General features: G+C 68.8%; 15 protein-coding genes and 2 tRNA genes. 12 read left to right on the forward strand and 5 right to left on the reverse strand.

The features are described from left to right. Nucleotides 1-19 precede the first annotated feature (19 nt). The 4 genes from DFR39_RS07475 to trxA form a co-directional block, all read right to left on the reverse strand. Entirely contained in the window at nt 20-1,684 is a 1,665-nt protein-coding gene (locus tag DFR39_RS07475; protein WP_133602899.1) for a hypothetical protein, read from the reverse strand. Between the two features lie 168 nt (nt 1,685-1,852). After that, entirely contained in the window at nt 1,853-2,104 is a 252-nt protein-coding gene (locus DFR39_RS07480) for a type B 50S ribosomal protein L31 (RefSeq protein WP_133602900.1), read from the reverse strand. Nucleotides 2,105-2,287: 183 nt separating this feature from the next. Then, nucleotides 2,288-3,550 carry a transcription termination factor Rho gene (rho, locus tag DFR39_RS07485; protein WP_133602901.1) on the reverse strand — a complete coding sequence of 421 codons (1,263 nt, stop codon included), beginning with the start codon at nt 3,548-3,550 and terminating at the stop codon, nt 2,288-2,290. Nucleotides 3,551-3,818: 268 nt separating this feature from the next. After that, nucleotides 3,819-4,148 (reverse strand): thioredoxin TrxA, encoded by a 330-nt coding sequence (trxA, locus tag DFR39_RS07490; RefSeq protein WP_133602902.1) that lies wholly within the window; start codon nt 4,146-4,148, stop codon nt 3,819-3,821. Nucleotides 4,149-4,283: 135 nt separating this feature from the next. Between trxA and DFR39_RS07495 the strand changes: the two genes are divergently transcribed. The 4 genes from DFR39_RS07495 (at nt 4,284) to DFR39_RS07510 (ending at nt 10,639) form a co-directional block, all read left to right on the forward strand. Continuing rightward, on the forward strand, nt 4,284-6,968 hold the full coding sequence (locus tag DFR39_RS07495; protein WP_133602903.1) for a PD-(D/E)XK nuclease family protein: 2,685 nt from the start codon (nt 4,284-4,286) through the stop codon (nt 6,966-6,968). Continuing rightward, nucleotides 6,965-10,324, forward strand: coding sequence for a UvrD-helicase domain-containing protein (locus DFR39_RS07500; protein ID WP_133602904.1), 3,360 nt, complete (start codon nt 6,965-6,967; stop codon nt 10,322-10,324). The genes DFR39_RS07495 and DFR39_RS07500 overlap by 4 nt, the downstream gene beginning before the upstream one ends. Before the next feature lie 71 nt (nt 10,325-10,395). Continuing rightward, a tRNA-Pro gene (locus DFR39_RS07505) sits at nt 10,396-10,472 on the forward strand. Between the two features lie 90 nt (nt 10,473-10,562). Then, nucleotides 10,563-10,639: transfer RNA gene (locus DFR39_RS07510), tRNA-Arg, on the forward strand. Between the two features lie 33 nt (nt 10,640-10,672). On the opposite strand, the gene DFR39_RS07515 is transcribed toward DFR39_RS07510, so the two are convergent. Next, nucleotides 10,673-11,794, reverse strand: coding sequence for an HD domain-containing phosphohydrolase (locus tag DFR39_RS07515; protein ID WP_133602905.1), 1,122 nt, complete (start codon nt 11,792-11,794; stop codon nt 10,673-10,675). A gap of 369 nt (nt 11,795-12,163) precedes the next feature. On the opposite strand from DFR39_RS07515, the gene DFR39_RS07520 reads away from it, so the two are divergent. The 8 genes from DFR39_RS07520 (at nt 12,164) to deoA (ending at nt 20,329) form a co-directional block, all read left to right on the forward strand. Then, on the forward strand, nt 12,164-13,153 hold the full coding sequence (locus tag DFR39_RS07520; protein WP_133602906.1) for a BMP family lipoprotein: 990 nt from the start codon (nt 12,164-12,166) through the stop codon (nt 13,151-13,153). Between the two features lie 142 nt (nt 13,154-13,295). Further along, nucleotides 13,296-14,834 carry an ABC transporter ATP-binding protein gene (locus tag DFR39_RS07525; RefSeq protein WP_133602907.1) on the forward strand — a complete coding sequence of 513 codons (1,539 nt, stop codon included), beginning with the start codon at nt 13,296-13,298 and terminating at the stop codon, nt 14,832-14,834. Between the two features lie 11 nt (nt 14,835-14,845). Beyond that, nucleotides 14,846-15,952, forward strand: a complete 1,107-nt coding sequence (locus tag DFR39_RS07530) for an ABC transporter permease (protein ID WP_133602908.1) — start codon at nt 14,846-14,848, stop codon at nt 15,950-15,952. Between the two features lie 3 nt (nt 15,953-15,955). Continuing rightward, nucleotides 15,956-16,921 carry an ABC transporter permease gene (locus tag DFR39_RS07535; RefSeq protein WP_133602909.1) on the forward strand — a complete coding sequence of 322 codons (966 nt, stop codon included), beginning with the start codon at nt 15,956-15,958 and terminating at the stop codon, nt 16,919-16,921. Further along, nucleotides 16,921-17,334 (forward strand): cytidine deaminase, encoded by a 414-nt coding sequence (gene cdd, locus DFR39_RS07540; protein ID WP_133602910.1) that lies wholly within the window; start codon nt 16,921-16,923, stop codon nt 17,332-17,334. Before DFR39_RS07535 ends, cdd begins: the two co-directional genes overlap by 1 nt. Nucleotides 17,335-17,363: 29 nt before the next feature. Then, entirely contained in the window at nt 17,364-18,209 is an 846-nt protein-coding gene (locus tag DFR39_RS07545) for a purine-nucleoside phosphorylase (RefSeq protein ID WP_246030733.1), read from the forward strand. Between the two features lie 5 nt (nt 18,210-18,214). After that, nucleotides 18,215-18,982: a deoxyribose-phosphate aldolase gene (gene deoC / locus DFR39_RS07550; RefSeq protein ID WP_211343821.1), complete on the forward strand. Its 768-nt coding sequence runs from the start codon at nt 18,215-18,217 to the stop codon at nt 18,980-18,982. Between the two features lie 27 nt (nt 18,983-19,009). Next, entirely contained in the window at nt 19,010-20,329 is a 1,320-nt protein-coding gene (gene deoA / locus DFR39_RS07555) for a thymidine phosphorylase (RefSeq protein WP_133602911.1), read from the forward strand. The last annotated feature ends 9 nt before the right edge of the window (nt 20,330-20,338 follow it).

Raw genomic sequence — 20,338 nt, forward strand, 5'->3', positions numbered from 1 at the left:
ACCCGCCCGCGCCAAGGGCTCAGTCTCGGCGCTGCCGTAGCACCAGATAGTGCTGCGTGCGGTCGGTCGGCCGCGACACAAATCCGTGCAAGGACCAGCCCTCGGGAATGGCGGGGAGTTGCTGCTTGTCCGCCAGCAGCAATGCGTGGCTGCAAGGGCTCTTGTCGAGCGTGCTGCGGGCATCGACCTGCCACCCGCCCTGGAATTCCAGGGCGGCCAGCAGGGACGGGGTCTGGCCCGGTGCCGCAATGCAACTCGTGGACTCCGTCGCCAGCAGCTTGTGCAGCCGCTCCACCAGGGGCCTGTTGCTGCGCGCATAGTCCAGCACCGGAAGCCACAGACTCAGGCCCAGCAGCCAGACCAGGGCAACCCCCCCGGCGGGCAGCACCAGACTCTTCCACAGCGCATGCTGGTGGCGTGCAGTGCGCCAACGGACCAGTCCCAGCCATGCGATCGTGCCCAGCAGACCCACCAGCAGGGCCAGAGGGTGGAAGCTGGGCTCAAAGCCCTGCGCCAGCTTGCGCACATTGGCCAGGGCCTTGGGGGGCCAGCCGAGCTGCATGGATGCGTAGTAGACCCAGATGAAAAGCGCCAGCGCGCTGAAGAAGAAGACGGCGAACCAGTCCATGGCCGCTGCCACCCCGCGCTGCAGGGTCGGCAGGGCAAAGCTGGCCAGTACGGCCAAGGCCGGGAGCCCTAGCATCAGGGCCCGATCCGAAGCGTTCATCAGCAGGCTGGCGACCAAGGGGACGGCAAAGCCCAGCAGCGGGACGCTCACATGGCGATGGCTCCAGTAACGCCGCCAGCGCCACAGCGTCCACAGACCCAGGGGCCAGGCTGGCCAACAGAACCAGGCCAGAAGACTGGGCCAGCGCAGCGGCTCCTCCAGATAGGCATCCATGCCGACCCGCCACGCCCAGCTGTCCAGCAGCCAGGCGCACAGCAGGCTGAGCAAGGTCGATCCCAGCAGCCAAGGCAAAAGCCGCCGAGCCTCCTCGAATCGCGACATGCGGCTGATCGTGGCGCCGCCCAGGCCCAGGGCCAGGGCCACGGCAGGCGCGCCGCTGGCTGCCAGCATGGGCAGGGCCAGCAACACCGCCAGGCGCGCCTTGTTGCGACGATAGGGCGCCGCAGCCAAGCCATAGAGAAAGAGGGTGCTCGCCAGCAACTGCATCAGCTCGGGCGTGGTCTCATGTCCAAGCTGCAAGAGACCGAGGCTGGCCACCAGGGCCAGCAGCGCGCCGTCGGCCAGTGAGCGGGCATAGTCCACCGCATGGGCCTCACCACCGAAGGCAAAGGCGACGGGCTGGGCAGCGTCGGTGCGCGCCAGATGGAAGCAGCTGTACCAGACCAGGCACAGCACGCCGACCAGGGCCAGTCCAAAGGGAAGCCGGGCAGCCAGTGCCGGCTCCAGAAAGGGCAGGGCCTTGATGGCCAGGGCGCCGACCCAGTAGGGCAGCAGGCCACCCTCGGCCGGTATGCCCGCAATGGCGGGCTGCCACCATGGGGCATGGCCTTGCGCAATGCTGGCCATATAGCCGAAGGCCGTGAGATCGGCGTGACGCCAGGGGTCCCGGCCGAAGAGGCCCGGAATCACATAGGCGGCACAGAACAGCAGCAAAGCCAAGCGGGGCAGGCGCTGGGCGCCGCGCTCGGGCACGATGGCGGGGGTAGGCAGGTTCACGCGGATCTTGTCCTTGTGTTCTGGAGCCAGATAATGCCGCAAGACGGGCAAAACAAAAGGCAGCCTGGGGGCTGCCTTCGTGAAGACCTCGGCAATGCAAGATTGTGGGTCTTGGGGAGCGCCGGCTTGGCGGCAACTCGTGCAAGCGGCGCTGAGGCCGCCATTCGCTTACTTCTTGAGGTGAGCGAACTTGTTGCGGAACTTCTCGACGCGGCCGCCCAGGTTGTCGACGCTCTTCTGGGTACCGGTGTAGAAGGGGTGTGACTCGCTGGTGGTTTCCAGCTTCACCAGCGGCATGGTCTTGCCGTCGATTTCAATGCTTTCCTTGGTCTGGACGGTCGAGCGCGTCACAAACTGGAAGCCGTTGGACTGGTCCACGAAAACGACTTCGCGGTAGTTGGGGTGAATGCCTTCTTTCATGGAAACCTCTCGCCTGTGGGGTTCAATGCCGGGAGCCACGCACACACCATGCGCGCGCACTTTCTGGCGGCGGAAAAACGCGGATTGTAGCCTAAAACGACAACGCCGCCCAGAGGGCGGCGTTTGGAAGGCTGGCTTGAATGATCCGGCCGGTTCGCGCAGGACGCGCGCCGGCGTTCTCACTCACCCACCTCGACGCATCATGTCGAAGAAGTCGAGGTTGTTCTTGCTGGCCTTCATCTTGTCGAGGATGAACTCCATCGCCTCGATCTCGTCCATGTTGTAGAGCAGCTTGCGCAGGATCCAGCTCTTTTGCAGGATCTCGGGCTTGAGCAGCAGCTCTTCGCGGCGGGTGCCTGACTTGTTGATCTGGATCGAGGGGTAGACGCGCTTCTCGGCCATGCGACGGTCCAGATGGATTTCGCAGTTGCCGGTGCCCTTGAACTCCTCGTAGATCACCTCGTCCATCTTGGAGCCGGTGTCGATCAGGGCGGTGCCGATGATGGTCAGCGAGCCGCCTTCCTCGACATTGCGCGCCGCGCCGAAGAAGCGCTTGGGGCGCTGCAGGGCGTTGGCGTCCACGCCGCCGGTCAGCACCTTGCCGGAGCTGGGCAGCACATTGTTGTAGGCACGGGCCAGACGGGTGATGGAGTCCAGCAGGATCACCACGTCCTTCTTGAGCTCGACCAGGCGCTTGGCGCGCTCGATCACCATCTCGGCCACCTGCACATGGCGGGCTGCCGGCTCGTCGAAGGTGGAAGAGATGACCTCGCCGCGCACGGTGCGCAGCATCTCGGTCACTTCTTCCGGGCGCTCGTCCACCAGCAGCACGATCAGATGGCAGTCGGGATGATTGGCCACCAGCGCGTGCGCGATGCTCTTCATCATCTCGGTCTTGCCGGTCTTGGGCTGCGCGACGATCAGGGCGCGCTGGCCTTTGCCGATGGGCGCGATCAGGTCGATGATGCGGCCGGTGATGTTCTCGTCGCCCTTGATCTCGCGCTCAAGCTTGAACTGCTCCTTGGGGAACAAGGGCGTCAAGTTCTCGAACATGATCTTGTGCTTGGACTCCTCCGGCGTCAGGCCGTTGACGCGGTCCACCTTGACCAGGGCAAAGTAGCGCTCGCCGTCCTTGGGCACGCGCACCTCACCCTCGATCATGTCGCCGGTGTGGAGGTTGAAGCGTCGGATCTGGCTGGGCGACAGGTAGATGTCGTCCGTCGAGGCCATATAGCTGGTCTCGGGCGAGCGCAGAAAGCCGAAGCCGTCTGGCAGCACTTCGAGCACGCCGTCGCCAAAGACCTGTTCACCGGCCTTGGCGCGCTTTTTCATGATCGCGAACATCAGCTCCTGCTTGCGCATGCGAGCGACGTTGTCGATCTCCAGTTCCTCGCCCATCTTGATCAGGGCCGAGACGTGAAGCGCTTTCAGTTCTGAAAGATGCATGGGTTGGAAACCCTCGGGGATAGCGTCCAAGACCCTGCCAAGGGTCGGGAACCGTGACTCCGATACCAAAGCCGCCTGCAACTGCCTCCAGCGCGGCACCGATCAATCAGATCAGCGGCTCGGCTGGCGAAAAACTCGGGAAAGAGGCGGGGGGCTTGGGTGCCGGGTCCATGCGCCGAACAAAAACCCTGTACGGGTCGGGCATGGTGGCAATCTGCTGCTTGCGGTCCCGGGCGGGAACCCAGGAGCCGCGAGCAGGTGAGGAAGATTATAGGTTAGCGTCCAGGAAGGCCGTCAACTGGGCCTTGGACAGAGCGCCCACCTTGGTGGCGGCCAGCTGGCCACCCTTGAACAGCATCAGGGTGGGGATGCCGCGGATGCCGAACTTGGCCGGCACTTCGCGGTTCTCGTCCACATTCATCTTGGCGATCTGCAGCTTGTCCTGATAAGTGGCCGAAACCTCGTCCAGGATGGGGGCGATCATCTTGCAGGGACCGCACCACTCGGCCCAGTAGTCAACCAGCACCGGCTTGTCGGCCTGGATCACGTCGGCTTCGAAAGACGCGTCGGAAATATGTTTGATCAGTTCGCTGCTCATGGCTTGTCCTTGGGCTGGCCGGCTGACTCAGCCGGCAACAGGGCACAATCATTCTGACATAAAGCCCCGTCGCCCGAGGGAGCCGGGGGCAAGGTCCAGATCGGGCCCGACAAGAACAAGACAAGACGCGCTTCCATGGAGCACAGCATTCACCATTTCCCGCTTGACGCGGCCCACGGCAGCGCCCAGTTCTGGTCGCAGCTCGCGACCCGGGTCTCGGCCTGGCTTCACGAACAAGGCCTGTCCGCACGCGACGCCGTGCTGCTGCTGCCCTTTGCCCAGCATCTGGCGCCGGCCCGGCGGGCATGGATCGCCCAGGCGCACACCCAGGGCCGCCCGGGCTGGCAGCCGCGCATCGAAACCACCCACAGCCTGGCCTCCGCCCTGGGGCCCAGCGCCTTGCCCCAGGCCCAGCAGATCAGCTTTGACGCCGCCATCGACGCCCTGGCCGCCCGCCAGCTGCTGCAGGGCCAGAGCTGGGCCCAGGCCCTGCAGCGCAGCGATCCGCGCGCCTACGAGCTGGCGGTGCAGCGCCTGGTGGAATGCGCCCACGCCTTCGCCCGCGCCGCGGCCCTGCGCGCGCCGCAGGAGCGCGCCGAGTTCTGGACCCAGGGCCGCGAGGCCCTGCAGCTCCAGGCCGGACCCGGCGGCCTGGAGCGCGCCCTGGCCCTGGTGGCCCTGGAATGGGCGGCCGCCGACCCGCGCAGCCCCGCCACCGATGCACTCTTCGCGCTGCGCCCCAGCGCCTGGATCCATTTGCAATGCGGCGGGCCGGATCGCCTGGCCGAGGCCTTGCTGCGCAGCGCCGAGGCCGCGGGCCAGCCCGTGCTGCGCCTGAGCGTCGATCTGGACCTGGACCAGGCTTTTGACGCCGGCCCTCCGCCCGGCCGGGTGGAACAGGCCCTGGGCCGCGATTTCGAGGACCTGGCCCAGTGCAGCGCCGCGGCGGTGCTGGGGCATCTGAACGCCGGCCGTGCGCCCGTGGCCCTGATCGCCCAGGACCGGGTGCTGCTGCGCCGCGTGCGTGCCCTGCTGGAGCGCCAGGGCCTAGTGATCGCCGATGAAACCGGCTGGACCCTGGCCACCACGGCCCCCGCCGCCCAGCTCATGGCCCTGCTGCGCGCCTGCCGCCGCGAGGCCAGCCTGGACGACTGGCTGGCCTGGCTCAAGACCGATCTGGCCGCGCCCCTGGCCGAGCGGGCCGGCAGCGGCGCGCTCACGGCGCTGGAGGCGCGCTGCCGCGCCCGCGGCTGGTCGCGGCCCCAGGCGCTCAAGTTTGAGAAGCTGCCGCCCGGCGCCGCCCGGCTCTGGACCCTGGCGCAGGAGGCCATGGCGCCCCTGCTGCAGCCCGGCAGCGCCAGCCTCAGCCTGGCCCAGTGGCTGGAGCGTCTGGGCGAGTTGCTCCTGCAGCGCCTGCAGGCCCAGGCGCGGCTCGAAGCCCAGCCCGCCGGCCCCGAACTGCTGGACGCGCTCTGGCTGCGCCGCCAGCCCTGGCCGGACTCCGCGCACGAGGCCGTGCTGCAGCGCTCGCAGCTGGACCTGGCCGACTTCACCGCCTGGGCGGACGCCACCCTGGAGGCTGCCCAGTACGTGCCCAAGACCGAGGGCCAGGTGGAGGTGATGATCACGCCCCTGGCCCGCGCCATGCTGCGGCCCTTCGGCGCCATCGTGCTGCCCGGCGCCGACGCCGGCACCCTGGGCCCGGTGCCCGCCGGCCCGGCCCTGCTCAGCGATGCCCTGGTGCAGCGCCTGGGCCTAGAAAGCCTGGAAGACAAGCGCCACGCCCTGGCCTGGCAGTTCGCCCAGGCCCTGCGTGCGCCGGTGCTGACCCTGCTGCGCTGCCACCAGCGTGGGGCCGAGCCGCTGGCGCCCAGCCCCTTGCTGGAGCGCCTGCTGCTGGCGCGCCAGGCGGCGGGCCTGGGCCCGCTGCCCGCCTGGGTCGATACGCGCGAACGCGAAGTCCTGCCCGCGGCGCCGCGCGGCCGCAGCGCGGCCGAGGCCGACGGTCGCCTGCCCGCGGCCCTGAGCGCCAGCGCGGTGGATGCGCTGCGGCGTTGCCCCTACCAGTTCTTCGGCCGCGTGCTGCTGGGCCTGCGCGAGCAGGACGAGCTGGAGAAGGAAGCCGACAAGCGCGACTACGGCACCTGGCTGCACGCGGTGCTGCACCAGTTCCACCAGGAGCGCCTGGCTGCGGTCGAGCCGCTGGACGATGGCGAGCGCCTGCAGCAGGCGGCGCAGGCGCAGATGCGCGCCCTGGGCCTCTCGCCCGCGGAGTTTCTGCCCTTCTCGGCCAGCTTCGCGCGCTTTGCGCCGCGCTATCTGGCCTGGTTGGCCGAGCAGGAGGCGGCCGGCCGCCACTACCAGGCCGGCGAGCTGGACCGCGAGGTCCACCCCTGGCCCGAGGACGAGCGCCTGAGCGGACTGCGCCTGCGCGGCCGCATCGACCGCGTGGACCTCGCAGGCGACACGCGCCTGCTGGTGGACTACAAGACCGGCAGCGTGGCCGGGCTCAAGGCCAAGGTGGCCCAGCCCCTGGAAGACACGCAGCTGGCCGTCTATGCCGCCCTGATGCAGGGCGCGGGGGAGAGCGCCGCGCTGGCAGCTCAATACCTGGCCCTGGATGACGCCAAGGGCCTGGCGGCGGTGGAGCACCCCGAGGTGGACCGCAGCGCCGCGGTGCTGCTGGCCGGCCTGCGCGAGGACCTGCGGGCCTTGGCGGATGGCGCGGCCCTGCCGGCCCTGGGCGAGGGCCTGGCCTGCGCCTATTGCGAAATGCGCGGCCTGTGCCGCCGTGATGACTGGGATGAGGTGGCCCTGTGAGCCCTCAGCAAGCGAATCAAGCCGCCTATACGGTGGACGGCGCGCCGGTGGCGCGCGAGCGTTTCTATGCCCTGGCCTGCGACCCGCGGCGCAGCGTGGTGGTGGAGGCCTGTGCCGGCGCGGGCAAGACCTGGATGCTGGTCTCGCGCATCCTGCGCGCCCTGCTGGATGGGGCGGAGCCGCAGCAGATCGTGGCCATCACCTTCACCCGCAAGGCCGCGGGCGAGATGCGCGAGCGTCTCTCGCAGTGGCTGGCCGAGTTTGCCCAGGCCGATGAGGCCGGCCGGCGTGAGGCCCTGGTGCAGCGCGGCCTGCCGCCCGAGCAGGCGCAAGCCCTGGCCCCGGCCCTGGCCGGCCTGCAGCAGCGCCTCTTGCAGCAGGGCAGGGCGGTGGAGATCCGCACCTTCCACGCCTGGTTCTCCCAGTTGCTGCGCGCCGCGCCGCTGGAGCTGCTGGAGGCGCAAGGCCTGGCCCCCGAGCTGCAGCTGCTGGAGGACGAGGCCGAGCTCATGCCCGAGCTGATGGCCCGCTTCCAGGCCGCGGTGCTGGCCGATGCCGCGCTGCTGGCCGACTACCAGGACCTGGTGCTCAGCCAGGGCCGCAACAAGCTGCAGGCCTGGCTGGAGGCGGCCTTCTCCAAGCGGGTGGAGATCCGCCTGGCTCACGCCGCTGGGCGCCTGCTGGGCAGCGTGCCGGATGCCGCGCTGGATCCAGCCGCCGCTTTTGTGGGCTTGGCCGCGTCACTGCAGGCCCTGGCGATTCAGCTGGGTCAGGCCAAGACTGCCACGCCCAAGAAGGCCGCGGTGGCGGTGGAACAGGCGCTGACGGCCTGGGGTGGCGCGTCCGATGCCGGCGCCACACTGGAGGCCTTCGAAGCCATCTGGGCCGCGCTTTTCACTGCCAGCGGAGGCCTGCGCAAGAACCTGGGCGAAGCGCCCGAGCTGCTGGCTGCGGGCGACGCCCTGTTGCAGATCCGCCAGGCTCGCGAGCAGGCCCAGGCAGCCCGCTGGCACCGCCAGATGTGTGGCCTGGCCCTGGCCCTGCTGGCCGAGTTCGAGACGCTCAAGCGCGAGCGCGGCCTGGTGGACATGAACGATCTGGAGCGCGGCGCCCTGGCTCTGCTGTCCGACCCGGTGCTGGCCGGCTGGGTGCAGGAGCGTCTGGACGGGCAGATCCGCCATCTGCTGATCGACGAGTTCCAGGACACCAGCCCCTTGCAATGGCATGCGCTGCACGCCTGGCTGGCCGGCTATGCGGGTGCTGGCGGTGGCGCCAGCGGCCAGCGTCCGCCGGCGGTCTTCATCGTGGGCGACCCCAAGCAGAGCATCTACCGCTTTCGCCGCGCCGAGCCGCGGGTGTTTGCCGCCGCGCGCGACTTTGTGCGCGAGGCCCTGGACGGCGTGCTGCTGGCCTGCGACCACACGCGCCGCAACGCGCCCCAGGTGCTGGCCGCGGTGAACGCGGTGTTCGACAGCGCCAGCCGTGCCCAGGAGTACAGCGGCTTCCGCGCCCACACCACCGAGTCCGGCGGGGCCGTCTCGGCGTTGGAGGGCGTGTTCTTTCTCGAAGACGGCGGCGCGCAGGCGGATGCCGAAGCCGAGGGCCCGGAAGACGCTGCGGAAGAGGGCGCCTGGCGCCCCAGCCTGACCCAAGCCCGCGAGGAGCCCGAGCTGCACCGCCGCGCCGCCGAGGCCCAGCGCCTGAGCGCCTGCATCGCCGAGCTCATCACCCAGGGCCAGGTCTTGCCGGGCGAGATCTTTGTGCTGGCGCGCAAGCGCGAGGGTCTGCGCGTGCTGGCCCAGGCGCTCAAGGCGCGCGGCATTCCGCATGTGGCGCCCGAGGAGCAGCCGCTGCTGGAATCGCCCGATGTCTGCGATCTGCTGGCCCTGCTGGATGCTCTGGCCTCGCCGGGCCACAACCTCTCCCTGGCCCATGCCCTGCGCAGCCCGCTCTTCGGCGCTGACGAGGCCGATCTGCTCTGGCTGGCCGAGCGCTCCGGCAGCGCCGACTGGCTGGATCGCCCGGCGCCGGCCGAGCGCTGGTCCTGGTGGGGCGCCTTGCAGGAGGCCGCGCCCGAGCAGCTCTCGCCGGCCCTGGCCCGCGCACAGGGGCTGCTGGCGCGCTGGGCCGAGCTGGCGCTTGCGCGCAGCCCGCATGATCTGCTGGATGCCATCCTGGCCGAGGGCGAGCTGATGAGCCGCCTGGCCGTGGCCGTGCCGGCCAGCGAGCGCGCCGCGCGCCTGCATGCTGTGGAAAGCCTGCTGGCCCTGGCCCTGGATCTGGATGGCGGCCGTTACGCCGGGCTCTACGGCTTTGTGCGCGCGCTCAAGAGTCGGGCCCTGACCCTGGCGGCGCCGGCCGAGCCCGAGGCGGTGCAGCTGCTCACGGTGCATGGGGCCAAGGGCCTGGAGGCCCGCGTGGTTTTTCTGATCGACGGCGAGGCTGGCCCGGCACGCGCCGAGAGTTCCAGCCTGGCCGTGGCCTGGCCGGTGCAGGACAGTGCGCCGGCCACCGTGGCCTTTCTGGCTTCGGAGAGCCGGCCGCCGCCCTCGCTGCAGGCCCTGCTGGACGATGAGCGCGAGCAGCGCCAGCGCGAGGAGCTCAATGCCCTCTATGTGGCCATGACCCGGGCGCGTGAGCGCCTGCTGATCAGCCGCACGCCGGCGCGCCGCGCCGCCGCGAGCGCCACCTGGTGGAGCCGGCTGCAGCCCCTGGCCATGCCCCTGGCCGTGCCGCCCGAGCCCGAGGCCAGCAGCGCCGCCGCCAGCGAGGCCAGCCTGCTGCGCCTGCCGCCCGCGCCGCCGCGCCAGGCGCGGCCCGGACCCGACGCCGAACTGGCCCACAGCCTGGGCCAGGGCCCCGAGGTGGTGGATGACAGCGCGGCCCTGGGCGAGGCCATGCACCGGGTGCTGGAGTGGTGGAGTGGGCCGCAGGGCCTGCGCCAGCCGCTGGAGCGTCTGATGGCCGCGGCCAGCCAGATGTATGGCCTGGACGCGCGCCGCAGCGAGCGCCTGGAGCGCAGTGTGCGCGCCATCCTGGCCAGTGCCGACTGCGTGCCCTTCTTCGACGATGCAGATCTGCGCTGGGCCGGCAACGAGGTGCCGGTGAGCTGGCAGGGTCAGGACATGCGCATCGACCGCCTGGTCTGCCGTGATGAGCCGGGCGAGGGCGCTGCGGTCTGGTGGGTGCTGGACTACAAGCTCAACCCCGCGCCCCACACCCAGGCCGAGTACCTGACGCAGCTGCGTGGCTACCGCGCCGCGGTGCAGGCCATGCAGCCCGGCGAGCCGGTGCGCGCGGCCTTCATCACCGGCCAGGGGCGGCTGATCGACTGCACGGACCAGATGGCTGATTGAGTCTCGTCCGCCCCGCCTCAAGAATCTTTTCCGGGGCACCTCATTTCCCAGGCTACAATGTGCGGCTAAGTCGGGGCGTAGCGCAGCCTGGTAGCGCATCTGCTTTGGGAGCAGAGGGTCGCGAGTTCGAATCCCGCCGCCCCGACCATTTTTCAAGCAAGCCGCATTGGCCCTGGGTCAGCGCGGCTTGTTCGTTTGGGGCGAGCCCCAAGCGGTCTCAGGCACAATGCCGGCCAGTCTGCCCGTAGCTCAACTGGATAGAGCAGCTGCCTTCTAAGCAGCAGGTCGGGGGTTCGAGTCCCTCCGGGCAGGCCAAGCAATCGGCGCGCTTGTTCGTGTCACCCGCCCTCAGTCAGCGAAGCGCTGCTGGATGCTGCGCCGCTCTTCTTGGGCCTCGATCAAGGCCTGCACACAGTGAGCATCTAGAAGGCCCTGTTCGGCCTGGCGGTGCAGCTCCTCCAGGCAACGGCTCTCAGGCCAGGCTTGCTTGTACGGGCGGCTGCAGGACAGGGCATCAAAAACATCGGCCACGGCCACGATGCGGGCCGGCAGGGGAATCTGCTCCATGTGCAAGTGGCGCGGGTATCCGCTGCCATTGCCCCGCTCATGATGACCGCCCACCACCTGGCGCATGATATCGGCCACCGGGTCATCACTCAGGCCCAGGTCGCCAATGATGTGCTCCACCAGCTCTTCGCCAATCTGCACATGCTGCTGCATCTGCTGCCACTCCTCGGGGCTCAGCGCCCCGGGTTTGAGCAGGATGTTGTCCGGGATGCCCACCTTGCCGATATCGTGCAGCGGAGCGAACAGATGCAGGTACTCGATGAACTCGTCGTTCAGGCCGTAGTGCGCGGCCACGCCGCGTGCGATCAGGCGGGAGTACTTGGCCATGCGCTCCAGGTGGAAGCCCGTCTCTACATCGCGTATGCGGGCCAGACCGGTGGCAATGTCCACGGCGCCGATGAGCTGCTGTACGGCCGAGAGTCTGAGCAGATAGAGCTGGCTGATGATGTCGGCAAACTCGTCCAATACTTCCGTCACATCGGGTGAGAAGGCTGCGGGGCGATCAGCATCAAAAAAGATGAAGGCCGCCAGGTCCTGGCCGCGGTAAAGGGGGCGTGTGTAGCTGCTGCGATAGTGCTGGGCTTTGAGCCAGTCCGTGTGCAAGGTGGGTGCGGTGAAACTGGCGGCAATATCGTCCACTACACGCGCCTGTCTCAAGTCTCGCAGCCGCTGCAAGGAGGGAACGCCGCTCAGCGGTGCTTCGTAGTGGCTCAGCGTCTGGCCCCCTTGGGTGCTGCTGGCAAAAGTCTTCAGCAGATCGCTTTCCGGGTCGTAGAGCGCCAGCGCGATACGGTTGAGAAAGGGGTAGCGGGCGCGCAGGATGTGGTGCAGTCGCTGTATGCGCTGCCCAAGTCCGGACTTCTCGATTTCGGCCCGGCTCAGCACCCGTTCTGATGAACGCATGACGACTCCCCGAAAGTTTTATGTCGGCATACTAGCGCCTGTGCGGATGTCGCACGATGGGCGTGTCGAAGCTGATCCGCTCTTGCGGTCCGCTCGGGTGATCTCCGTGAGAGGCTTCGGGTCGAAGCCTGCGTCGGACTAGATGGGCTGGCCCGACATCTTCTAAGGCCGGATTGCGCGGTTCATGAATTTGCGCAAACGCATGAACACTGGGGCGCAAACGTTTAGCGTTTTCCTCATGCCGCTATTACACTGCGGCTCCCTACAATCCCTTGTGCCCCGCCAAGCGGTTCCGGCGCCGTGCTTTTGTGCGCTGTGTGGACGATGCTGGCGGGTTTTGTTCAACAAGACTTGATGGAAATTCCTGCCATGAAGCTCGCTTTTGTTCCGCTCGTTCGTGCCCTGGCCGTGACGGCCCTGTCCTCGATGGCCCTGTCGGCCATGGCCCAGCAGCCGGCCATCATCTTTGACATGGGTGGCAAGTTCGACAAGTCCTTCAACGAGGCCGCCTATCGCGGCATCGAGCGCTGGAAGCAGGAAACCGGCAAGAACTACCTCGAGTTCGAGATCAGCAACGACACCCAGCGCGTGCAGGCGATCCGCCGCATGGCGGAGCGCGGTGCGAACCCCATCATCTCCATCGGCTTCGCTCAGGGCTCGGCCCTGGAGCAGGTGTCCAAGGAGTTCCCCAAGTCGAACTTCGCCATCATCGACATGGTGGTGAACCAGCCCAATGTGCAGTCCGTCGTGTTCAAGGAGCATGAGGGCAGCTTCCTGGTGGGCGCCATGGCTTCGCTGGCCAGCAAGAGCGGCAAGGTGGGCTTTATCGGCGGCATGGACATTCCGCTGATCCGCAAGTTCCAGTGCGGTTACGAGCAGGGCGCCAAGGCGGCCAACCCCAAGGCCGATGTGCTGGCCAATATGACGGGCACCACGGCCACGGCCTGGAATGACCCGACCCGCGGCGGCGAACTGGCCAAGGCGCAGTTTGCCAAGGGCGTGGATGTGATCTTCGCCGCGGCCGGCGGTACCGGCGCGGGCGTTTACCAGGCCGCCAAGGACGGCGGCAAGCTGGCCATCGGCGTGGACAGCAACCAGAACCATCTGCAGCCCGGCACCATGCTGAGCTCCATGGTCAAGCGCGTGGACGTGGCCGTCTACAACGTGCTCAAGAGCTACAAGCCGGGCGTCAGCGTGCTGGGCCTCAAGGAAGGTGGCGTGGACTACGCCATGGACCAGCACAACGCCAAGCTGGTGAGCGCCGCGATGAAGACCAAGGTGGAGGCCTACAAGGCCGACATCATCGCCGGCAAGATCAAGGTGGCGGACTATATGGCGGACAACGCCTGCAAGTACTGATAGCGGGGCAGGCACGACGGGTGCCGCAAGGGGCAGGGCAGGCGGCGCGAGCCGCGGCCGCTGCCCCTTTCCTCAGATGAAGCTCGCGCGCATCGCCGTGTGTTGGCCGGCATAGCGTGGCGGGCAGGAAGAAGCAGTCGCAATGACAGAAGTGAGCAGCGCAGCGGTGCGTCTGGTGGGCATCAGCAAGCGCTTTGGCGCGGTGCAGGCCAACCGGGGCGTGGAGCTGAGCGTGCGCGCCGGTACGGTGCACGGCCTGGTGGGCGAAAACGGCGCCGGCAAGAGCACGCTGATGGCCATCCTTTACGGCTACTACCAGGCCGACGAGGGCCATATCGAGGTGGATGGTCGGCGGGTGGAGATCGCCAACTCGCAGCAGGCCATCGCCCAGGGCATAGGCATGGTCCATCAGCACTTCATGCTGGTGGACACGCTGAGCTGTCTGGACAATGTGATGCTAGGCGCCGAGCCCGCCTTCTTCCTCTCGCGCGCCAAGCGCGAGGTGCGGGCCAAGCTGGAGGCCCTGATGCAGGACACCGGCCTGCATGTGCGCCTGGATGAGCTGGCCGGCGATCTGCCGGTAGGCGAGTTGCAACGCCTGGAGATCCTCAAAGCCCTGTACCGCGGCGCCCGCATCCTGATCCTGGACGAGCCCACCGCGGTGCTCACGCCGCAGGAAACCCTGCATCTGTTCGAGACGCTGCGCCGGCTGCGCGAGCGCGGCACCACCATCATCCTGATCACGCACAAGCTCAAGGAGGTGATGGCGCTGTGTGATGCCGTGACCGTTATGCGTGCGGGCCAGGTGGTGCAGACCTGCGAGATCGCCCAGACCAGCGCCGAGGATCTGGCGGAGGCCATGGTCGGCCGCAAGGTCAATCTGGGGCGCATGGGGGCGGCTGCCCGTGTCGGCCCATCGCAGCTGGAGGCTCAGGGTCTGCAGCTGCGCAACAGCCATGGCGTGGTGCTGCTGCGGGACGTCAGCCTCAGCCTGCGGGCAGGCGAAATCGTGGGTCTGGCCGGCGTGTCCGGCAATGGCCAGAGCGAACTGCTGGAAGTCCTTTCGGGCATGCGCGCGCCCGATGCGGGGCGGCTGGGTCTGGGCGGCGAGCAATTCGAGGCCGGGCGCTGGCTGGATCCGCGCCGGGCCCGCCAGCTCAAGCTGGCTCACGTGCCGGAAGACCGCCACAGCTGCGGCATGGTGCTGGCGTTCCCGGCCTGGGAGACGGCCGCGCTGGGCTACCAGGAGCAGGCTCAGTACCGGGCCGCGCCCCTGGGGCTGGGCATGAATCAAACGCATCTGCGCGCCCAGACCGCGCAGATGATGGAACGCTTCGATGTGCGCCCGCGCAACCCCGAGCTGGGTTCTTCCAAGTTCTCGGGTGGCAATCAGCAGAAGCTGATTCTGGCGCGCGAGATTGGTCAGGCGCCGGCCGTGCTGCTGGTGGGCCAGCCCACGCGGGGCGTGGACATCGGCGCCATCGAGTTCATCCACGGCCAGCTGCGCGCGCTGCGCGATGCGGGCTGTGCGGTGCTGCTGGTCAGTTCGGAGCTGGACGAGATCCTGGCCCTGGCCGACCGCGTGCTGGTCATGAATGCCGGTCGCATCACCGGCGAACTGGCCATTGAAGACTGTGACGAAAAGCGCCTGGGCCTGCTGATGGCCGCCCAGGTGGATTGAGAAGAGACACCATGAGTCAACCGGTACAACTGCCGCGCTGGATCGATATCGGTCTGCTGCCGCTGTGGAACCTGTGCGTCGCACTGGCGGTGGCAGGTCTGGTGGTGCTGGCCATCGGCCAGAGCCCCAGCCAGGCCTTGAGCGTGCTGCTGCAAGGTTCGCTGGGCAGCGCCCGCGGCCTGGGCTACACGCTCTACTACACCACCACCTTCATCTTCACGGGTCTGGCCGTGGCCGTGGCCTTCCACGGCGGTCTGTTCAATATCGGCGGCGAGGGTCAGGCCATGCTGGGCGGCGTGGGCGTGGCCCTGCTGGCCCTGTGGCTCAGCCCCTTCCTGCCTGCCGGATTGATGCTGCCGCTGGTGGTGCTGGCGGCCGCCTTGGGCGGCATGCTCTGGGCGGCGGTGCCGGCTTATCTGCAGGCCTGGCGCGGCAGCCATATCGTGATCACCACCATCATGTTCAACTTCCTGGCCAGCAGCCTGAACGTCTATCTGCTGGTCAACTGGCTGCGTCCCAAGGGCAGCATGGCGGTGGAGAGCGCGGCCTTTGCCGACAGTGCGCGCATGCCCGCCTTGCACACCCTGGCCCAGTCCCTGGGCCTGGAGCTGCCCAGCTCGCCGCTGAACCTGAGCCTGCTGCTGGCCCTGCTGGCCTGCGTGGGCGTGTGGTGGTTCCTGTGGAAGAGCCGCGCCGGTTATGCCCTGCGTGCCGTGGGCAGCGCACCGCGTGCTGCGCATTACGCCGGTATCAAGCCGCGCATGCAGGTCCTGCTGGCCATGGGCCTGTCGGGCGCCCTGGCCGGCATGGTGGCGGTCAACGAGATCTCGGGCGTGCAGGGCAAGCTGACCCTGGACTTCGTGGCGGGTGCCGGCTTCACCGGCATCGCGGTGTCCCTGATGGGGCGCAACCACCCGGTGGGCATCGTGCTGGCGGCCCTGCTGTTCGGCGCCCTCTACCAGGGCGGGGTCGAGGTGGCCTTCGAGATTCCGGGCTTCAGCCGCGAGATGGTGGTCACGGTGCAGGGCCTGATCGTGCTCTTTGCCGGGGCCATGGCCACCGTGAGTGCGCCGCTGTTTGCGCGCCTGTACAAGGCTCTTGCTCGCAAGGAGGGCTGAGGCATGGATGAAGTTTTGATCGGTTCCCTGCTGGGATCCACCCTGCGCGTGACCACGCCGCTGCTGCTTTGCGCGCTCGCCGGCATGCTCGCCGAGCGCTCGGGCGTCATCGACCTGGGCCTGGAGGGCAAGATGCTCTTCGCGGCCTTTGCGGCGGCGGCCACGGCCAGCGTGACCCAGAGCACGGGCCTGGGCCTGCTGGCCGCCATTGCCGTGGCCAGCTCGCTGTCCATGGTGCAGGGCTTTGCCTGCGTCACGCATCGCGGCGACCAGGTCGTGACCGGGGTGGCTCTGAATATGGTGGCCGCGGGCCTGACCGTGGTGCTGGGCATCGCCTGGTTCGCCCAGGGCGGCCAGACGCCACCGGTCCCGGCCGAGGTGCGTCTGACCGGTCTGTCCGGCAGCTACGGTGAACCCCAGGCCGGTGACTGGTTTGCGTCGGTTGTGGGGCATGGCCTGCTCAGCCACAACGCCCTGGTCTATCTGGCCTTCTTCCTGGTGGTGGCGGTGTGGTTCTTCCTGGAGCGCACCAAGCCGGGCCTGCGCCTGCGCGCGGTGGGCGAGAACCCTGCCATGGTGGATGCCGCCGGCGTCTCGGTGCCGGGCCTGCGCTACTCGGCCCTGATGATGAACGCCGTGCTCTGCGGCCTGGCCGGCAGCTATCTCACCCTGGCGCAGAATGCCAATTTCAGCCCCAATATGACCGCGGGCCGCGGCTATATCGCGCTGGCCGCCATGATCTTTGGCAAATGGAAGCCGGTACCCACCATGCTGGCCTGTCTGCTCTTTGGTTTCCTGGACGCGGTGGCGATTCGCCTGCAGGGCGTGGTCATTCCGGGCATTGGTGAGGTGCCGGTGCAGCTGATCCAGGCCTTGCCCTATATCCTGACCGTGATCCTGCTGGCCGGCTTTATTGGCCAGGCCTTGGCACCCAAGGCCCTGGGCCGCCCTTATGTGAAGGAGCGCTGATGGAGCTCACCGAGGACCTGCGTCAGCGCCTGCTGGCCGCCTCGCTGCAGGCGCGCGCCCGGTCTTACTCACCCTATTCGCGCTACGCCGTGGGCGCGGCCGTGCTGGACGAGCAGGGGCGCCTCCATGTGGGTGCGAATATGGAGAATGCCGCCTATCCTCAAGGCTGGTGCGCCGAGACCACGGCCCTGGCGGCCATGCGCATGGCCGGGGGGCAGCGCGCGCTGGCCCTGCTGGTCAGCGGCCCCGGCCCCGACATCATCACGCCTTGTGGGGGCTGCCGCCAGAAGCTGCGCGAGTTCGCCGGCCCGGAGCTGCTCATCCTCGCCGCCGATCCGGGTGGCATCCGCCAGCAGTGGACCCTGGAGCAGCTGCTGCCCTTCAGTTTCGGCCCCGAGCATCTCAAGCTCTGAGCCCTGGGAGAGAGAAAGAGAACATCGTCATGATCGATCACAAGACCCTGAATCCGCGCATTGACGCCACCGTCGAGAAGCTCAACAGCCTGTTTGGTGCCGCGCCCGAGGTGGCCGTGGTGCTGGGCTCCGGCTGGGCCGGCGCGGTGAGCCATGTGGAAGACGCTCAGCAGCTGTCCTACGCCGAGCTGCCCGCCTTTCCCCAGCCCAAGGTGGAAGGCCATGTCAGCGAGATCGTGGTGGGCCGCATCGGCGCCCAGCGCGTGGTGATGCTGCGCGGCCGTGCCCACACCTACGAGAGCGGCGACTGCACCGGCATGGCCGGCGCCCTGCGCAGCCTCAAGCGCTGGGGCGTCAAGGCGCTGCTGCAGACCAATGCCTCGGGCTCGCTGCGCACCCACATGCCGCCGGGCAGCCTGATGCTGATCAGCGACCATATCAACGCGCCGCAGCGCTCGCCCCTGGTGGGCGAGCCCGGCAGCGAGCGCTTTGTGGACATGAGCAGCGCCTATGACGTCGAGCTGCGCAGCCTGGCCAAGCAGATCGCCAAGGCCAACAACCAGATCGTGGGCGAGGGCGTCTATGTCTGGGCCCTGGGTCCGCAGTTCGAGACCCCGGCCGAAATCCGCATGTTCGCCGCCTGGGGGGCTGATGCCGTGGGCATGAGCACCGTGCCCGAGACCATCCTGGCCCGCCATGCCGGCCTGCGCGTGATGGGCCTGGCCCTGATGACCAATATGGCCGCCGGCCTCTCCGCCGAAGCGCTGACCCATGCCCTGACCCTGCAGCAGGCCCAGGCCTCGGGCGAGCGTGCCGCGGCCTTCCTGGCGCGCGTGGTGGCCGGTCTGGCCGAGCTGCCCTCGCTGCGGGCCTGAGCACCATGAGCATGCAACTGCAAGACGCGGCGCGTCTGGCCCTGGCCTGCCTGGACCTGACCAGCCTCAACGACGGCGATACCGCCGCCGACATCAGCACCCTGTGCGCCAAGGCCCAGACGCCTTTTGGCACGGTGGCGGCGGTCTGCGTGTGGCCGCGCTTTGTGGCCCAGGCGCGTGCGGCGCTGCCCGCCTCGATCAAGGTGGCCGCGGTGGCGGACTTCCCCGATGGCGCCCTGGACCTGCCGCGAGCGCTGGCCGATATCGAGGCGATCGCCCAGGCCGGCGGCGATGAGGTGGATGTGGTCCTGCCCTACAAGGCCCTGGTGGCCGGGCAGCGCGCCGAGGTGGCCGAGTTCCTGGCCGAGGTGCGTCATGCCAGCCGGCCGCTGACGCTCAAGGTCATCATCGAGAGCGGCGAGCTGGCCAGCTCCGAGCTCATTCGCGAGGCCAGCCGTCTGGCCCTGATGGCCGGCGCCGACTTCATCAAGACCAGCACGGGCAAGAGCCCGGTGTCTGCCACGCCCGAGGCCGCCGCCGCCATGCTGCAGGAAATTCGCAGCAGCGGCCTGGCGCATGCAGGCTTCAAGGCCAGCGGTGGCATACGCACGGTGGCCGATGCGCAGGTTTATCTGAAGCTCACGGCCCAGACCCTGGGTGAGGGCGCCCTGAATCCGCAGCGCCTGCGCTTTGGGGCCAGCGGCCTGCTGAACGATGTTCTGGCCGTGCTGGAGGGGGGCGCGAGGCCCGTGTCCGCCGGCAGCGCTTACTGACCCACCATCCATCGCAAGGAGGGCCGTATGCTGGCTCAAGAAGTCATTCGCACGAAACGCGAGGGCGCGGCCCTGTCCGAGCCCCAGATCCAGGCCTTTGTGCGTGGCCTGGTGGACGGCAGCTGGAGCGAGGGCCAGGTGGCGGCCCTGGGCATGGCGGTGTTTCTGCGCGGCATGGGCCGTGAGGAATGCGTGGCCCTGACCCGGGCCATGATGCATTCGGGCCGCGTGCTGGCCTGGCCCGACATGCCGGGCCCGGTGCTGGACAAGCATTCCAGCGGTGGCGTGGGCGACAAGGTCAGCCTGATGCTGGCACCCCTGGTGGCGGCCTGCGGCGGCTATGTGCCCATGATTGCGGGCCGCGGCCTGGGCCACACCGGCGGCACGGTGGACAAGCTGGAGGCCATTCCGGGCTATCGCAGCACACCGAGCCCGGCCGAGTTCGACCGCCTGGTGCGCGAGCTGGGCTGCGCCATCATCGGCCAGACGGCCGATCTGGCCCCGGCCGACAAGCGCTTCTACGCGGTGCGCGATGTCACGGCCACGGTGGAGAGCGTGCCCCTGATCACGGCCTCCATCCTGTCCAAGAAGCTGGCCGCCGGCCTGCAGGGTCTGGCCATGGATGTGAAGTGGGGCAATGGCGCCTTCGCCGACAGTCCGGCCATGGCGCAGGAGCTGGCCGAGAGCATCGTGGCCGTGGCCCGCGGTGCGGGCATGCCCACCCGCGCCCTGATCACGGACATGAACCAGGTGCTGGGCCGCGAGGTGGGCAATGCCCTGGAGATCCACGAGACCATCGCCTACCTCAAGGGCGAGGGCCCGCGCGAGCCGCGCCTGCATGAGGTGACCCTGGCCCTGGCCAGCGAGATGCTGCTGATGGGCGGCCTGGCGGCCGACGCGAGCCAGGCCCGCGCCCGCCTGCAGCAGGCCCTGGACAGCGGCGCCGCGGCCGAGAAGTTCGCCCGCATGGTGGCGGCTTTGGGCGGCCCGGCCGATCTGCTGGAGCGGCCCGCGGCCTGGCTGCCCGAGGCACCGGTGCTGCGCCCGGTGCCGGCGCCGCGCGCCGGCCGCCTGCTGAGCCAGCGCACGCGCGAGATCGGCCTGGCCGTGGTGGAGCTGGGGGGCGGGCGGCGCCTGCCGGGCGACCCGCTGGACATGCGCGTGGGCTTCTCGGGCATGCGCGCCCTGGGCGAATGCCTGGAGGCGGGCGAGCCCCTGGCCTGGGTGCATGCGGGCAGCGAGAGCGATGCCGAGCGTGCCGTGGCGGCCCTGCTGGCGGCCTGCGAGCTGGGCGATGTCCAGGCGCCCTGGCAGGCTCTGCCCCTGGTGGCCGCGCGGGTCGAATAAAATCGCGCC

Origin of the sequence: Roseateles asaccharophilus (genome assembly GCF_004362405.1) — a bacterium.
In the GTDB taxonomy this organism is placed as follows: Bacteria; Pseudomonadota; Gammaproteobacteria; order Burkholderiales; family Burkholderiaceae_C; genus Kinneretia; species Kinneretia asaccharophila.

Excerpts from the sequence above, each read along its gene's own strand:
- cdd (WP_133602910.1), top strand. The coding sequence starts at position 16,921 with ATGGAGCTCACCGAGGACCTGCGTCAGCGCCTGCTGGCCGCCTCGCTG.
- DFR39_RS07495 (WP_133602903.1), top strand. The coding sequence starts at position 4,284 with ATGGAGCACAGCATTCACCATTTCCCGCTTGACGCGGCCCACGGCAGC.
- deoA (WP_133602911.1), top strand. The coding sequence starts at position 19,010 with ATGCTGGCTCAAGAAGTCATTCGCACGAAACGCGAGGGCGCGGCCCTG.
- trxA (WP_133602902.1), bottom strand. The coding sequence starts at position 4,148 with ATGAGCAGCGAACTGATCAAACATATTTCCGACGCGTCTTTCGAAGCC.
- deoC (WP_211343821.1), top strand. The coding sequence starts at position 18,215 with ATGAGCATGCAACTGCAAGACGCGGCGCGTCTGGCCCTGGCCTGCCTG.
- DFR39_RS07515 (WP_133602905.1), bottom strand. The coding sequence starts at position 11,794 with ATGCGTTCATCAGAACGGGTGCTGAGCCGGGCCGAAATCGAGAAGTCC.
- DFR39_RS07520 (WP_133602906.1), top strand. The coding sequence starts at position 12,164 with ATGAAGCTCGCTTTTGTTCCGCTCGTTCGTGCCCTGGCCGTGACGGCC.
- DFR39_RS07545 (WP_246030733.1), top strand. The coding sequence starts at position 17,364 with ATGATCGATCACAAGACCCTGAATCCGCGCATTGACGCCACCGTCGAG.
- rho (WP_133602901.1), bottom strand. The coding sequence starts at position 3,550 with ATGCATCTTTCAGAACTGAAAGCGCTTCACGTCTCGGCCCTGATCAAG.
- DFR39_RS07530 (WP_133602908.1), top strand. The coding sequence starts at position 14,846 with ATGAGTCAACCGGTACAACTGCCGCGCTGGATCGATATCGGTCTGCTG.
- DFR39_RS07480 (WP_133602900.1), bottom strand. The coding sequence starts at position 2,104 with ATGAAAGAAGGCATTCACCCCAACTACCGCGAAGTCGTTTTCGTGGAC.
- DFR39_RS07525 (WP_133602907.1), top strand. The coding sequence starts at position 13,296 with ATGACAGAAGTGAGCAGCGCAGCGGTGCGTCTGGTGGGCATCAGCAAG.
- DFR39_RS07535 (WP_133602909.1), top strand. The coding sequence starts at position 15,956 with ATGGATGAAGTTTTGATCGGTTCCCTGCTGGGATCCACCCTGCGCGTG.